This window comes from Candidatus Tisiphia endosymbiont of Ditula angustiorana (assembly GCF_964026425.1).
Classification (GTDB): Bacteria; Pseudomonadota; Alphaproteobacteria; order Rickettsiales; family Rickettsiaceae; genus Tisiphia.
In genome coordinates this window covers 1288142-1304772 of record NZ_OZ032143.1, presented here as the reverse complement: position 1 = coordinate 1304772, position 16631 = coordinate 1288142, and the positions used below count along the sequence as shown (strand labels likewise).

Below are 16631 nucleotides of genomic sequence, written 5' to 3'. Positions count from 1 at the left end.
CTATTACCCACAAATATTAGAGTTAGCTAATTGATAACCTTGAACTAGATCAAATAACCGTTGCCATCCTCTCCACAATACAATAGGACCAGGCTCTAGATCATTTTTTCTTGCTAAATACCCACCCAATTTAGCAACCCATATTATAGCATTTTTTATTGTAGGAATTGTATTATTAGGGGGAGCTGCTTTGTGTATCTTTACATACAAAACTCGCCATTCTTCTTCAGCTAATATTACACTACATGGTAGATTAGGATTAGTTCTGCCAATTAAAGTAATAAAAAAAATTCTCCAAGCAATTATGCTCATGATTGTCAAGTATTTTATTAATCTTTCTCCTGTTGCAAGTCTACATTGTTCAACCCTAAATCCAGATTTTAAAATTTTATGAAAAATTTCAATTCTCCATCTTAAACAATACCATCTTACTTTCTCTATAGCTTCTTCAAAATTATTGATAACTATATTGGTTAGTAACATCCATTCTAATGGTGTTGTTCCACTAGGGGGACGACGCTCAATAACATTGATGGCATATACTGGTAAATTTGGCAATGTTTCTGTTTTATGTCTTACATTGTTTACAGGAGGATTCATTATAAATTTTCCAAATCTAACTTCCAAATGTCTAATCCTATTAGCTTTATTTTCTTGACTAGTATCTTTAACTGCTATTTCTCCAGCACACTGGAAACCCGATACTACCTTCCACAAATATTGTCTATCTTTTTTGGAATATTTTGACTTTTTATTTATTTCTCTATCCTGTGCAGCTCTAACTAAAACTTTAGATTTCTGAGCTTGTGCCAATTCAAAAAAATCATATATATCAGCTTCTCTATCACAAACAGTTATAATTTGGGTATTACTATTATTCGTTGCATTAATAGTGTTCTGTAATGCATTAAGCCACTTCATACTTTCTTTATCTTTAATATGTACCGCATTACCATGACTAGTTTTTTTTAACTGTTGTATTTCTTCAGGCACTGCTGGTCTATTGTGAATCTTTTGATCCAACAACCCAAGTGCTAATCCATTGGTAGCAACCGCAAAGGCAGTATGCATTATCAGACCTTTACATTCAATATTTTTAACATTCTTTCCCTCTTTTCTTGATAACACACCCAATCCAGTAGTTTTTTTATGACTAGTATATGTGATATAACTAGTATCTTGTATAACAAGAACTTTATCATGCTCTTTGATTCTTTCTACTGCTTTAGCAATATGGGCTTCTAATATTTTTGATTCCTTAACATTATCGTTTTTAAAAAAACGATATGCTGCTTTTGTTTCTGCCCAATTTCCACATGCTTGATTAATTGAGCTTTCAGGTATATTTGCAAAATTATCAGCTATCTTTATTAACCTATTTGTCAGCCTTTTATCACCCAAAATAGCTCCACTAAATTCCTCGGTCAAATAATTATTTATTATTTCTTGACTCATACTATACCTCTACAATGTAATATTTTAATTGCAAATCAGTATATTATTTTTACTTCTTTTTCACCATTGTTATTTTGTGGGTAATAGTAAGCTCACAGAACCGTACGTAACACTCTCGCGTTATACGGCTCTTCCTTTGGATTCACTTATCATGTACCAATGACAAAATGTGTGAGCTGATTCTGCTTTTAGTTTGCCTAAGTGTTTCCAAGCCTTATTCCATGTTGCATAACTCTCGTACTTCTTCTTAATAAATCGCACTAGATAGTTATTTATCACGTATTCTAGTTTGTATAAATCCGATCTCCTATAATGACCATAATAGTTTATCCATCCTCGAATAACCGGATTCACCCTTTCCGCTATATCTTCTAAGCTACCACTCACACTTACCTTAAGTTGCCACGTCTTCTTTATTTTATCTTTAATCATTTTCATAGCTCCTGTGCCAATTCCAGGCGTATATACAAGTTTACCGTGCCATATTCTTGGCTTAAAATCATACCCCAAAAAGCTAAATTTACGTGGTAAATTATGCTTCCTATGATCATGATCGTTTTTAATTCCTGTGTATACTATCTTGGTCTTTTCTAGGTTCAGCTCTAGCTTATATTGCTTTAGCCTTGCTTGAACTTTCTCTTTAATAAAATATGCTTGCTTCTCACTGCAACAATGAACCACAATATCATCGGCATATCTCTCATACTTTATATTGCTATGTATCTCTTGCATCCAATTATCAAAAGCTTCATGTAAATACAAATTAGCAAGTATCGGACTGACTACCCCACCCTGCGGAGTGCCTTTTTCCCTTGCTATTTCTATATTCCTGCCACTCTCTATTCCTGTCGCTTTCAAGAACCTTTTCGCATATAATACAATAACTTTGTCATCAGTATGTTTTAAAAGCATATCCAGTAATATATCATGATCTATATTGTCAAAGAATCCTTTAATATCAATCTCTACCAACCACTCATGCACAAAACACCTCTCTCTACATACCGTCACAGCATCTATTGCACTTTTACCGGGTCTGTAAGCATACGAGTTTTGGCAAAATTTGTCTTCTAGTATTGATTCTAGTCTATTCTTAACAACTACTTGTGCTATGCGATCACAAACAGTAGGTATCCCAAGTTGGCGATATCCCCCCTTAGCTTTAGGGATATTCACTAAAAGCACAGATTTAGCCATATAGCTTCCTGCTGACATCCTATTCCATATCTTATAGAGTTGATTATCCAAATCTCCTTCAACATCTTCTATAGTGATGCCATCAAAGCCACATGCTCCTCCGCTTTTTCGAACACTCTTCCAAGCATTCATTACTTCATCCTTGCTTACATCATAATGTTTAGTCATATAAGTATCATTTCCTACCTAATTGGTTGTTTGATCTTCTATCACTCCAAAAGTAAAGCCCTTTGCTCCAGTTTGTTTCCAAACCTTCATCGCTACTACAACTTTATCCGCCCCACTCCCATGGAAGAAAAGAGAATAGGAATGGTTCCCAAGTTCTAAGTAATAGCCTAATTCAAGTTCACGCCATCTCTATATCGACTGTCACTAATCCAAAACACACATTACCGATTAGTCCTTATCCTAGCGATGCTTGAGATTCCCTAGTTTTGACAGTATTTACTCAGATTTCGACACCTCATCGATTGGTTCGCTTACGCTCGTCTCCTTGAATCATACGTGACGATCTACATCGCCTTTTCCCCATCCGCTCAACACCATCTCCTTGAAAGAAACAGCACCGTGGGGTCGTTTGAGATCTGCTCGTGCTAGCCGATCTCGGTGGACCTACCACCATCTATTACTAAGCATTCAATAACTTACTACGATGAAGTTATTGATTCTTGGCACACTCAAACACTGAAGTTAGAACACAAACTTCAAATTTCGTCTCTAACCTCAGTGTCTATTCTCTACAACAAAAATAAGGATTAATTTTATGACTACCAAAACAAATTTGCCAATGAAAAAATAGGTGATTATATATATTTATTTTGGAATACCAAATTGTTCAGGTTTATTAAAGTTTTGCTTGATGTCTGATATACCAAGAATGCCAACATTGATATATTTATGAAGAACTAACTAAACTTGAATCTAGAACAAAAAATAGGGGGTTGGGTCTAGTGTTTGTCAAACAGTTTATAGAAGATTTGCATGGCGTATGTTGTTAGAAGTATCGAGGGTAAAGGCACAATCTTCGTATGTGACGTACCGGTTAAATTACCTTTACTTGATGGTATTATTTATAATGAATTGTAAGTGATGTTATAGTTGAAATATCATAAAAGATGTTTAAGCGAAGCATCTATACACTAGGAACTTTAGATGCTTATCAGGGACAGTTTTTTAATAAGAATAAACTCAGATCACTAGGTTAAGGGATCAAAAAGATAATTGCTAGTGCTGATAGCTTATTTATGGTACAATTTCTGTAATTAAATAATTTATTTTCAAATATAATCAAATAATATGACTATTGAACCTTATGATCAGAATACAACCAATCAAGATATTTATATGGAAAATAATACGCCACCAAGAATGAGAACAGGTACTGATGACTTTAAAACGTTATTGTTAAATAGTGACGTATTTGTTGATAAAAGTCTAATGGTCAAAGAGTTATTAGAAGATAGTGGAGATGTTATACTCATTACTAGACCAAGACGGTGGGGTAAGAGTTTGAATATGGACATGCTTTGGAAATTTTTTGAAATAGAGGTAGATGAGAGAGGTAAAGCTTTACCACTAGAGCAGAAGGTAAATAACAAGCTATTTACTGGTGGTATAATAGATTTAGGTTTTGACGAAACTAAAGAATTAAAACCTTTGAAAATTGCGAGTGATGTGAGTAGCATGAAACGTCAAGGTCAATTTCCTGTGATCTTGCTCAATCTTAAAGATGTTAAAGGTGGTAGTTATCAGGAAATTGAAAACGGCATAAAACGACAGATTATAAGTCTATTTTTGCAACATCAATATTTAGAACATTACATAAGAGAAAATACAGGAATACTGAAGGACATTCAGAAACAAGAACTTAAGAAGTATTTTACAGGAAACCTTGATAAAGATGACATAAAAAGTAGTTTACGTTTTTTAAGCGAATTACTCTTTAAGCATTTTAATCAAAAAGTGTATATATTGATCGATGAGTATGATACACCTATTAATAGTTCTTACCTTAAGTTTGGTAACAAGTCAGAAGAGTTTGAACAGGTACTTGAGCTGTTGCGTGGTATGTTGGGTAGTAGCCTAAAAAGTAATCCTTGCTTAGAGAAAGGTGTAATAACTGGTATATTACGGGTTGCTAAAGCTAATTTATTTTCGGATTTAAATAATGTTACTGAATATACATTACTTGATGAAGAATTTTCTAAGTTCTATGGCTTTACTCAGGCAGAAGTTGATGAGTTATTAACCGTCGTCCCAACTGAAACTGATCCAGATCAAATTAAAGGCTGGTATAATGGTTATAATTTCGGTGGTGAGGTAATTTATAACCCATGGTCAATTATGCAATGTTTAGCTCATAAAGGCAAGCTTGACCACTATTGGCTAGATAGTGGTGGGACAGGTCTTGTTGATAAAGTATTGTTATCAGATGAGATGCAAGAGGATTTACAAAACTTAACTGCCGGGAAAAGTATTACCTCCGTTATTACCAAAAAAATTACTTTTGCTGATATCGATAAACCAATAGGACTGTTTAGTTTGTTGTTATTTAGTGGTTATCTAAACCCAACTGCTATAGCACCAGAAAGAAATATTTATGAATTATCGATACCTAATGAAGAGGTAAAATACATTTATGAAGCAAGAGTATTGCAATGGGTGACTGATCAATTAAAAATCGATAGTTCTAGATATTATTCTTTTGTCAGCTTGCTACCTGTTTGCAAAATAGAAGAATTTAAAGAAAGACTACAAGAATTATTACTAAATGCTACTAGTTTTCATCAAACTGGCGAGAAAAAAGCTGAGCTATTTTATAGTGGTTTCATGCTCGGTTTAATTAACATGCTAACACCTGATTATATCATAGAAAGCGAAAGAGAAACAGGTACTGGTAGAGCTGATATTATGTTGCTACCTAAAATTGGAAAGCAGAACAATGCTATTATCATTGAATATAAAATATGCAAATCTCCTGATATTCTAGTATCTGTTGCAAAAACAGGACTAGAACAAATAGTGAAAAAACAATATGAGGCTAAAATAAAAGAATACTCACATGTTCAGAAAATCATCAAAATTGCCATAGCTTTTTGCGGCAAAGAAGTGGCACTGCAATATCAGATTGATGTATTCTTTAAACATAATATAAATACAAAAACATGAATAATGAAATTAGTTTAATATTTTTAATATATTGGACTTTGGACAAAAGGATTTTGTTAAGTGATTCATTTGAACAGCCAAAATGGCATAATTTTAAATTAATTGCTACAGCTAAAATTAGGGTATATTTGCAGCCAATGCAGTATAACAAAAATTAACCCTAGAAAAAAATCTTTGTAGTTTGCGATATCGAGAATGATCATTGCTCTGCCCATCAATTACCATTATCGAAAAAGTCAATATACGCTAATAGGATGATTCCTTATCATCACCAATGAAAATAATCTACATTATTGCATGCTTTTTAACATTATACTTGATTCTGCAACCTCAGATTGTGACTTTTAAATTACCCTGATTAAACATTTGATTAAATTACTAGTTATGTTAGCTCATTTATACTATAACTTCTAAAAAGAGTTCTATGTAATTTTAAGTAATAAGTAGTTAATTACAATTTACAAAAAAGTTATAAATCTAATTTAAGCAGACATATGAAGTAATATTTTAACATGGGAAACATCAATATTTTTTTTGGCATTCCAGATATCATACTGTTGCTGAAGATTAAGCCAGTATTCAGGGCTTGTGTTTGGAAATGCTGTAGATAAACGAATAGCCATAGAAGAACTAATGCTAGATTTTTCATTGATTAAAAATGATAAAGTTTTACGGGTAACTCCAAGCGATAGAGATGCCTCAGTGACAGTTAAATTTAAAGGTTCTAAATATAATTCTTTTAATATACTACCTGGGTGTGGGGGATTGAACATATATACCTCGTTTTAATGATAATCCAAATAATCAACGTCATAGGCATCTCCATTACTAAAACGAAATATCGGACGCCAGTTACCATTAATTTTAACTGACCAAAAGTCTTTCATATTACCTTGCAGCTTGTATAATCCGAGTCTTGGTAAATTTATGTTTTCTACCTTAGTTACAGCATTTAAGTCAGCTAGTAACAGCCTGAGTTTTTTTATATGATCACTTTGTATTTTTGTAGTATCGCCATTATTAAAGAAACTGTTTAGACCTTTATGGCTGAAAGTTTTGATCATATCATAAATAATATTACCTTATGACGATTGTAACATATAACGTTATAGTTATCAAGCTAATTATCTAGCCTAAACTATAATATGAATAAAAAGCAAGGTGGTTCAACTACAAATAAAACTAAATTTACAACTTAGACGAACAAACAAAGTAGTTACTAATTGAATTTTATAGTTTCAATTTAACAGATATTAATTAAAAAACCCAACGGGCTTGGTAAAACGTATACTTACAGCAAACTGCTTTGCAATCTTTTAGCAGTACAAATTATTTTAAAACTAATTCACCAAGTAAATTGTTGGTAAATTCTTCAGTTACCAGCTCATAATTGCAAAAATCAGGCTCTTGCTGTACTCTAGTAGCAAAATCTTGCCTTTGAGCAGTAACATTATCCATAATCTTAATTTTCTCTAAAGCTGCAGCCTTAAAATTATTATCCTGACTTAGGCTGAATGCGTTGAGCCAATATTTTTTGGCTTGCTCAAACAAACCTACAGACTCGGAATACTCAGCATATTTTAGCATTATATATGGATTTTCTTTATCTTGTTTTAGCCATGCTTTAAAACATGCTTTTATCCTAAATTCATTATTAACTACTTTATAGCAGTCAATTGCTTTAGCATATTCACCTTTGTTAAAAAATAGCTGACCAAGTTTTTCATATATTTTTGGTAGATGACTATTCGCCTCTATAGCTTTTACATAGTAAGCCAATGCCTCATGTTCACCATTCTGCTCAGCGATACTAGCTAAGCAACTATAGGCTATAGCCTTAAGATTCTTGCAGGCAGGAGAGTCCTGATAATCCTCTAGATACTTTATAGCTTGATGAAGATAAACTTGGTCAAGTTTATCTTCATCAATAGGCAAACTACTAACTTGGTACTCAAGATTTTCTGTTACTTTAGCATGGCAAGCCGTTATTAACTCTGCAATTTTGGCATGATCAGGTAACTTAACTCCACAGACACTGGCAAAGAATTTCACATATTCATATTGCTGCTGTAAACAATAACCATAGCCTTGTATCTGATGCTGAAGTTGAACATTACCAAGTTCAGCATATTCAGCAAAAATCTCCAATGCTTTCTGCAAGATCATTATGGCATTTGGTATGCTTACTATTTGCTCACAGTTAAGTACTTTTTGCAACTTTAATAATAAGTCCAGCTCTGAAAAATATTCATCTTTGTCATGCTTTGGCAAGAGGTTGTTGTAATTAATTGATGATGGTATCCAATCTTTAACAAGATGATAATTTTCGGAAAATGCATTGAGTGGATTGACATTTGAACACTTAGTTGCATTACCAATAGCCTTAACTATCACCTCTAATAGTTGATTAAAATTATTACTGGCAGTATTTAACAGATGAGATGAACACTCCATAGCTTTATTAGAAATAGTTATATTGACCATATCACCTTTAGCGTCAGAATATTTGGATGACGTGTCTATTGCCGCAAGTAAATCAGGTACAACTAACTCACCTTCGTCAGTTGGTTTATAGAATAGATGTATTGAACCATCATCTTTGAGCTTATTAATCAGTGCCTTATGCTCCTCTGTTGCCCTTTGATTATCTGTTAATATTTTCTCTATAGATTTTCTGATATGCTGAATATTCTTGTCTTTTGACACTTGGGTAACTACTAAAGATATGCTACCCTCTATAGTTCCAATATCATTAAAACTTTTTATAAAATTAGATAGTGTTTCAAGGAAGTCATTGCCTCTCTTACTCCTTAAATCTGATTCAGTTATCACCAACACAAATTTTAGCTGCTCTGTAGTTTCAAAGAGCCTTTTAATATAAAAGCTGTTAGCAATTTCTTGAACAGGATCAGTGTCATTAAAGCCAGGGCAATCCCAAATGATTAGGTCTTTATCTTTAGCAAAACATTTATTAGGAATCTTAGTCTCGGAAGCCAATTTATGACCAATGACAATATCATCAAGTAGCTCCATCGCGTCAATAACCAGTTCATCAGTTTCATCATCAAAAATCGCCTGCAACTTCCTACCACTAAACACATGAGCGAGTGTACTCTTACCAGCTCCGGTATTACCAAGCAGCAATATCCCCTTCTTACCATATTCCTGCAGGCGGTCGTTACCATCTCGGATTAGATTTGATACTTGCTTGATAGTAGCCTGATCATCATTATCAAACTGATTATCCCCATCTGCTACCTGAAATAATTTCACAACAGCTATCTCTGGAACATATTCTTTTACTTTTGCCTCCTCTATGGCTTTTAATTTAGCTGTTTCTTCTATTGCCTTAGCTTCCTCTTGCTCTCTAAGCTTTGCCTCTTGCTCAAGTCTGTCAGCTTCTTGTCTGGCTTTTTCATCTGCCTCTGCTTGTTGTTGCTGTTTTAGTATCTTAGCAGCTTTTTTAGTAGGATCTCTATTAATCTGTAATTCTGTTTCTATCTCCTTTGCTACAACATCTCCTATTTGGTTATTATGAAGGGAAAGAGTAGTAATATAGGGATTAATCTTTAAGCCTTCTGCTAGACCTTTAGCTCCTGCATCTGCTATCTGGTTATAATGAAGGTGAAGAGTAGTAATAGATTGATTAATCTTTAGGGCTTCTGCTAGACCTTTAGCTCCTGCATCTCCTATTTGGTTATTTCGAAGGTCAAGAGTAGTAATAGATTTATTATCCTTTAAGGCTTCTGCTAGACTTTTCGCTCCTGCCTCTCCTATATGTTCACCGTTAAGGTAAAGGGTAGTAATAGAGTTATTTCTTATTTGTTGTATAATAGCTTGTTTTAATGGCATTTTTCCTCTCTTTTATTTAGGTCAAAAGTGATAAGTACTTAGTAGTTATCAATAAAGTACTGTTAATTGTTTTTAACAATAGCCATATCAATCCATCTAAGATTAAATAATAATAATTTGTTAAACAACTAAATAACTACTTGTCACTATTTTTTAGTAAGAGTTGTGATTTTTTTAGCATCACTTCCAACAAACTGCTACATAACATATTGATTTTCAGTATTTTCTGCTGTTAAAGTAAATCCTAATTCTTTTGCACGTTTTTCAAGAGCCTGTACTAATTTGTTCTTGTATTTTTGTTATAATTGCTTATACCTTGCTCAACATATACTTGTCCAAATTTCAACAACCTATAAAATAAGCAAGCTATTTTCCTGGCAGTTGCTGTGATAGCTTTTGGAGTTCCTTTACTGATTTTTATTCTACGCATAAATGATCCAATAGCGGTTTTGGTTTTACCTGCTGCGGCAGCTGCAATTCTGAAAGCAGTGGAAGCTCTGTTGATTACTTTTCGAGTTCTAGTACTAAAGACTTTTTCACCAGTTATTTTATTAGCAGGGCTTAAACCCAACCATGAAGCAAAGTGGTTTTCTGACTTCCATTGCGACATATCTGTACCGACTTCAGATATAATTATTTGGATAGTTAGTACATTAAGTCCTGGTATTGTACTAAAGTCAAGACCAGTCATGTTATAGAGTTCCTGCTTAAGATTAAATTTAGGTCTGTTGCTACCGGTTCTTTTTGAGTCATCTTTTATTACTTCATTCCCTTTGGGTTCAAAATCTTTATAATGCCCTTCTATTTCAATATCAATCTCTTCAATTTTTTTTAGATAACCTATGTATAATTCAAACTCCTGCTTCAACACAAAGAGATGTTCCTTGCGATAATCACCTTGAAGTGACTTAACTATAGTTTCTTCACTACTTTTGATTCGGTAATCTCTAAATTTTGCCAATTTTACTGGATCACGCTCACCACCTATAATCGCTCTGATGATTGCCATACCTGTTGTACCTGTGATGTCGGTAATTACATTACGTAGTTGCATATTCATCTCTGTTAAAGCCTTTTGCATACGAAATACATGCGTTGTAGAGTTTTTGATCAGACGCTCTCTTTGACGTATATAACTTCTTAGTACACAAACACTATCTTCAGGTCTGAATGATGACTGTAATAAACCACAACTATGTAATTTTTGTAGCCATTGGGCGTCTTGTACATCACTTTTGCGTCCAGGGACATTTTTAACATATTTAGCATTGACTAGATATACTTCAAAACCTCTTTGTTCGAGTATTTGAAATACTGGTATCCAATACACACCGGTTGACTCCATAGCTATAGTTTTAATACTACATTTTTTTAGCCAATCAGCAATCTTATGCAAGTCATCAGTAAAACTCCCGAATCTTCTTACATATTCTTTGTCCCGATCTTGTGGAACACAAACATAATGTGATTTTGATCCTATATCAATCAGGATTGATAATTTGTAATGTATTGGTATTATTATCGTTGTTCATAATAAATCCTCCTTATAGTATAGTTGCACATTAATCTTAACATGAACCTGCTACAAGTCAGAGGGATTTAAAAAATTATACTCTTCCAAACGAGGTATCAATGTCTGATCCATCAATGTACAAAACACCATCCTCCAAAGTCACGCTCCTAATCGGGTACAGAAAACACCATTGAGCTTATCGACCATAACTCTTGTACAGATCCGGTTCTAATTTTAAGGTATTGCGTCAGTTTATTCCATTATAAACTTGACCGCGAAGCGTATCAAGTGTGGGCTCCTAACAAACTGGTTTGAAAGAAGGTGTTATTTATCATAGCTCACCACCAACAGTTTGTTTATGTTATTACATAATGCTTAGCATTTTGTTTGGTGCTATTGTAAAACAACTTAAACTTATATTAGTGAAAATATGAGGTAAAAATATCACAAAATATGATGCAAATTGTGATTTTTTATGATATAATAACTCCCCTACGATACAGATACTACTCAGTACTATATTCTACCAATAATAATGTAGCTAGACAATATTTAGGTAAGCACCGTGGCATTGAGATAATACTAGAAAATTTTCAATTAAGCGGGGATCTTAAAACTAACATGATGTGGGATAATGGAAGCAAACAATATTATCCAGCCTTAATTGCCTTTGCACGAGATCAAGAAGGTAGAATCACTGGTGGACAATCGATCTATTTAAATAAAGAAACAGGTGCTAAAGCTGATATTGCCGTTAATAAACGTTCATTTGGTAAAATTAGTGGTTCTTTTGTGGAAATTCAACAAGATAATCAACAGGAGTATAAGTTAAGGAATAATATAACAATTATAGCAGAAGGAGTAGAAACAGCTTTAAGCTTGCAGGAAGCAGGCATTAAAGGTAAAATCATCTGTAGCTTAGGGATAAATAATATCAAGAATTATCAGCCTACAACAGGCGAGAAGATAATTATTGCTGCCGATAATGATGGACAAAGTGCCATATCAGTTAATATTGCCACTAAAGCTAAAGAACAATTAGCAAATAAAGGGGCAGTAGTATCGGTAATAATGCCGCAAGATATAGGGGATTTTAACGATATGCTCAAAACTAAAGGGACAGAGTCTATTAAAAATCTTATAGAACCTGAAATAGCAAAATTAACAACAAATGAAACACTAAACGAAAAAACAATTAAATTTACTGAGTCATTAAAACCAATTGACAATAGTAAGGCTGATAATAATCAATCACAAATCAAATATATAGAACTAGAACTTGGAAAATCAACAAATAATAATGTGTTGCAGGAGTTTCAACAGCAGATAAAATCATTGGAAAGATTTACTACCAAAGAGAATATCAGTACAGCCTTACAAATATATAAGGAAAAAGGCATAGAGTCTTTTATTAGCTATAGTAATGATAGTTGTTCTAAAGCTATTGAGCAGAAAATAACAAAAGACTTACAAATAATGAAAAATAAGTTTGATCCTAATTATAATCTTAGTGCTGTTAAATTTTGTGATATAGTAATAGATGATTTTAAAGATAAAAGCTATCCAGTAGCAGAAGATTACTTAGCTGCCATAGCCAAAGATAAACGAGTGATGCAATATATCAACCCACAATCAATAATAGGTAAGGAAATAAGTAATGAGCTAAAGCAAGCATCAGAAATAAAGCAAAATCGCGGAATAAGAGTTATTAAATAAGAACAAAAAAAATATGTCAAATCAACTAAAACATGATGCATTGTTTAAAAAGATAATGGTCAATCAAATAGCAGCCAAAAAATTTTTGGAACATTATTTACCAAAAGAGGTTAAGGAAATAGTTGATTTAAGCAAAATAACAATAGAGAAAGAGTCATTTGTTGAGGACGACCTAAAAAGAGCTCTTAGTGATTTAGTCTATTCTGTTAAAACTAAAGATAATGAACAAGCCTTTGTGTATGTGTTGATTGAGGCGGAGATAAGACCAAAATATTGGATGGCACTCAAATTATGGAAATATATGTTGCTATTAGCTGAAAGACATAAAAAAGGTAGAGATAAATTACCTTTGATAATACCAATGGTGTTTTATCATGGTACTAGAAAGTTTAATGTGCCAAAGAACTTGTTTGAGTTATTTAGCGATCCTAAACTTGCAAAACAACTAATGTGTGAGGATTATAAGCTAATAGATTTACAAGCAATGTCTGATGATGAGATAAAGCAGAAGCAACATTTCGGTATGTTAGAATTTATGATGAAAAATATACAGAAGCGAGATATATTGAAGTTGTGGGATGAACTGCTAACAAATTTTAAACCATATATTAGTATAGATAAGGCAACAGGATATATTTACATAAAATCGTTTTTATGGTATAGTAACGCTAAGATAGAAGAAGGTAAACAACAAGAGCTAGAAAGGCTAATAGCTAGTCATTTAACTGCAACAGAAGAGGAGAATATTATGAGAACTATTGCTGAGAAATATATTGATGAGGGTATAGAAAAAGGTATCCAAATCGGTGAAGCTAAAGGTATCCAGATCGGTGAAGCTAAAAAAGCTGAAGGTAAAGCTGAAGAGAGAGTTGAAATAGCAAAAAAAATGTTAGTTCAAGGCTCTGATTTTGCCTTTATTTCTGCTGTAACTGGTCTTAGCAAATCTTTTATTCAATCTCTTGCTCAGAAAAAATAATTTATTTTTAGTAATATTTTGAGATAAGCTGAACAAAATTTTTATGATTACTAAATAGATTATAAAAAATAAATATAAATTAGCCATTTTAAGGGGGGTTATAGTGCAATTTTTCCTTTTTATGCATTTTTACATGAAATCATTAAAACGCCCTAAAAATGTCTTAAAATAGTTTTTGACATTGTTAATGAGTTTGCAAATTCATTGTTAGTTTAGTAATAGGAATATTACCGCCTGCGAAAGCAGCGATCTAAAACAACGCCTGAAAATCCCTAAGGTATTATAATTCCTGCCTACGCATGACACATTTTGCATTTAAATGATGTTATATTCTAGACTTTTGACGGAGCGACAATATAATATTTTGAATAAAATTATCAATTTTATTATGCTTTACTACGATGCAAGCTTTGTAGGTTAAGGTTTTTATGACTCGAACAAACTGCTTTGCAATCTTTTAGCAGTACAAATCACATTTTAAGTCGCCAAGTAAATTGTTGGTAAATTCTTCATTTACTAGGTCATAATTGTAAAAATCATGCTCATCTGCTCTAGTGGCAAAATTTTGCCCTTGAGCAGCAACATTATCCATAATCTTACTAATTTTCTTGTAAGCCGCAGCCTTAAAATTATCATCCTGACTTAGGCTGAATGCGTGGTGATAATATGTTTTAGCTTTCTCAAATAAACCTATAGACTCAAAATACTCAGCCTGCTTTAGCATTATATTTGGATTTTCTTTATCTTGTTTTAGCCATGCTTTAAAACATGCTTTTATCCTAAATTCATTATTAACTACTTTATAGCAGTCAATCGCCTTAGCATAGTCACCCTTATTAAAAAATAGCTGACCAAGTTTCTCATATATTTTTGGTAGATGACTATTCGCCTCTATAGCTTTTACATAGTAAGCCAATGCCCCATTTTCACCATTCTGCTCAGCGATACTAGCTACGCAACTATAGGCTATAGCCTTAAGATTCTTGCAGGCAGGAGAGTTCGGATAATCCTCTAGATACTTTATAGCTTTATGATAATAAACTTGGTCAAGTTTATCTTCATCAATAGGCAAACTGCTAACTTGGTACTCAAGATTTTCTGTTATACTCGATGAAAATCAACAATTGCGTTGTTGTTGTCCAAGACCTGCGGTGCTCACGTACTAATGTACGCTGTGCTCCTCGGCTTGGACACTCCTAGCACTTGTTGATTTTGATCTTCGTCTACCAACTCTTCATTTACGAGCAGTATACTTTAGCATGGCAGGTTGTTATTAACTCTGCAATTTTTGTATGATCAGGTAATTCAGCTTTACAAACACTAGCAAAGAATTTCACATATTCATATTGCTGCTGTAAACAATAACCATAGCCTTGTATCTGATGCTGAAGTTGAACATTACCAGCATATTCAGCAAAAATCTCCAATGCTTGCTGCAAGATCATTATGGCATTTGGTATGCTTACAATTTTATCACTAAGTACTTTTTGCAACTTTAATAATAAGTCCAGTTCTAGAAAATATTCATCTTTATCATGCTTTGGCAGGAGGTTGTTGTAATTAATTGATGATGGAATCCAATCTTCGACAAGATTATAATTTTTAGAAAATGCATTATTGACATCTGAGAATTTAGTTGCATTACCAATAGCCTTCACTATCACCTCTAATAGTTGATTAAAATTATTACTGGCATACTGCTCGTAAATGAAGAGTTGGTAGACGAAGATCAAAATCAACAAGTGCTAGGAGTGTCCAAGCCGAGGAGCACAGCGTACATTAGTACGTGAGCACCGCAGGTCTTGGACAACAACAACGCAATTGTTGATTTTCATCGAGTACAGTATCTAACAGATGAGATGAATACTCCTGAGCTTTCTTAGAAATAGCTATGTTGACCATATCACCTTTAGCGTTAGAATATTCAGATGACATGTCTATTTCCGCAAGTAAATCAGGTACAGCTAACTCACCTTCTGCATTTGGTCTATGGAATAGATGTATCGAGCAATCTTTGAGCTTATTAATCAGTACTCGGTGTTCATCTGTTGCCCCTTGATTATCTTTTAATATTTTATCTATAGAGTTTTTGATATGCTGAATATTCTTGTCTTGCGATACTTGGGTAACTACTAAAGATATGCTACCTGCTATAGAGCCAACATCCTTAAAACTTTTCATAAAATTAGATAGTATTTCAAGGAAATCATTACCTCTTTTACTCCTTAAATCTGATTCAGCTATTACCAATACAAATTTTAGCTGATCTGTAGTCTCAAAGAGCCTTGTAATATAGAAACTGTTAGCAATTTCCTGAACAGGATCAGTATCATTAAAGCCAGGACAATCCCAAATGATTAGATTTTTAGCATCTTTAGCAAGACATTTATTAGGAATCTTAGTCTCGGAAGCAAGTTTATGACCAATGATAATATCGGGAAGTGGCTGCATTGCATCAATAACCATCTCGTTAGTTTCATCATCCATAATTGCCTGCAGCTTCCTGCCACTAAGCAAATGAGCAAGTGTACTCTTGCCAGCTCCGGTATTACCAAGCAGCAATATCCCCTTCTTACCATGTTCCTGCAGGCGGTCGTTACCATCTCGGATTAGATTCGATACTTGCTTGATAGTAGCCTGATCATCATTATCAAACTGATTATTCCCATCTGCTACCTCAAATAATTTCACAACCTGTATCTCTAGGACATATTCTTTTACTTTTGCCTCCTCTATGGCTTTTAATTTAGCTGC

11 protein-coding genes and 2 pseudogenes are annotated in these 16631 nt (G+C 33.4%); 4 read left to right on the top strand and 9 right to left on the bottom strand.

From position 1 onward, the window contains the following. Nucleotides 1–3: 3 nt before the first annotated feature. Entirely contained in the window at nucleotides 4–1455 is a 1452-nt protein-coding gene (locus AAGD29_RS06145) for an IS4 family transposase (protein WP_341757292.1), read from the bottom strand. A gap of 120 nt (nucleotides 1456–1575) precedes the next feature. Then, nucleotides 1576–2820, bottom strand: a complete 1245-nt coding sequence (gene ltrA, locus AAGD29_RS06140) for a group II intron reverse transcriptase/maturase (protein WP_341757463.1) — start codon at nucleotides 2818–2820, stop codon at nucleotides 1576–1578. A 1128-nt stretch (nucleotides 2821–3948) separates the two neighbouring features. Here ltrA and AAGD29_RS06135 point away from each other — a divergent pair. Together AAGD29_RS06135 and AAGD29_RS06130 are read left to right on the top strand one after the other, a co-directional pair. Continuing rightward, on the top strand, nucleotides 3949–5820 hold the full coding sequence (locus AAGD29_RS06135; RefSeq protein ID WP_341757472.1) for an AAA family ATPase: 1872 nt from the start codon (nucleotides 3949–3951) through the stop codon (nucleotides 5818–5820). Continuing rightward, nucleotides 5817–5978, top strand: a complete 162-nt coding sequence (locus tag AAGD29_RS06130) for a hypothetical protein (RefSeq protein ID WP_341757471.1) — start codon at nucleotides 5817–5819, stop codon at nucleotides 5976–5978. Before AAGD29_RS06135 ends, AAGD29_RS06130 begins: the two co-directional genes overlap by 4 nt. Before the next feature lie 324 nt (nucleotides 5979–6302). Here AAGD29_RS06130 and AAGD29_RS06125 read toward each other — a convergent pair whose 3' ends face one another. The 4 genes and pseudogenes from AAGD29_RS06125 to AAGD29_RS06110 all read right to left on the bottom strand — a co-directional run bounded on the left by AAGD29_RS06125 (nucleotide 6303) and on the right by AAGD29_RS06110 (nucleotide 11194). Continuing rightward, nucleotides 6303–6593 carry a HigA family addiction module antitoxin gene (locus AAGD29_RS06125; RefSeq protein WP_341757470.1) on the bottom strand — a complete coding sequence of 97 codons (291 nt, stop codon included), beginning with the start codon at nucleotides 6591–6593 and terminating at the stop codon, nucleotides 6303–6305. Between the two features lie 12 nt (nucleotides 6594–6605). Further along, nucleotides 6606–6884 (bottom strand): type II toxin-antitoxin system RelE/ParE family toxin, encoded by a 279-nt coding sequence (locus tag AAGD29_RS06120; protein ID WP_341757469.1) that lies wholly within the window; start codon nucleotides 6882–6884, stop codon nucleotides 6606–6608. 265 nt (nucleotides 6885–7149) lie between these two features. Continuing rightward, nucleotides 7150–9672 (bottom strand): hypothetical protein, encoded by a 2523-nt coding sequence (locus AAGD29_RS06115; protein WP_341757468.1) that lies wholly within the window; start codon nucleotides 9670–9672, stop codon nucleotides 7150–7152. A 197-nt stretch (nucleotides 9673–9869) separates the two neighbouring features. After that, nucleotides 9870–11194 (bottom strand): annotated as a pseudogene (locus AAGD29_RS06110) (IS110 family transposase). Nucleotides 11195–11695: 501 nt separating this feature from the next. On the opposite strand from AAGD29_RS06110, the pseudogene AAGD29_RS06105 reads away from it, so the two are divergent. After that, a pseudogene (locus AAGD29_RS06105) lies at nucleotides 11696–12901 on the top strand (toprim domain-containing protein); the annotation flags it as partial. A 13-nt stretch (nucleotides 12902–12914) separates the two neighbouring features. Next, nucleotides 12915–13877 carry an Rpn family recombination-promoting nuclease/putative transposase gene (locus AAGD29_RS06100; protein ID WP_341757467.1) on the top strand — a complete coding sequence of 321 codons (963 nt, stop codon included), beginning with the start codon at nucleotides 12915–12917 and terminating at the stop codon, nucleotides 13875–13877. Nucleotides 13878–14334: 457 nt separating this feature from the next. Here the strand turns inward: AAGD29_RS06100 and AAGD29_RS06095 are convergent, their stop codons facing one another. The 3 genes from AAGD29_RS06095 to AAGD29_RS06085 form a co-directional block, all read right to left on the bottom strand. Next, the gene (locus AAGD29_RS06095) at nucleotides 14335–14949 is read right to left on the bottom strand and encodes a hypothetical protein (protein ID WP_341757466.1); all 615 of its coding nucleotides are present in this window, start codon (nucleotides 14947–14949) and stop codon (nucleotides 14335–14337) included. A gap of 166 nt (nucleotides 14950–15115) precedes the next feature. After that, entirely contained in the window at nucleotides 15116–15535 is a 420-nt protein-coding gene (locus tag AAGD29_RS06090) for a hypothetical protein (protein ID WP_341757465.1), read from the bottom strand. Nucleotides 15536–15656: 121 nt separating this feature from the next. Then, nucleotides 15657–16568, bottom strand: a complete 912-nt coding sequence (locus tag AAGD29_RS06085; protein WP_341757464.1) for a hypothetical protein — start codon at nucleotides 16566–16568, stop codon at nucleotides 15657–15659. Nucleotides 16569–16631 lie beyond the last annotated feature (63 nt).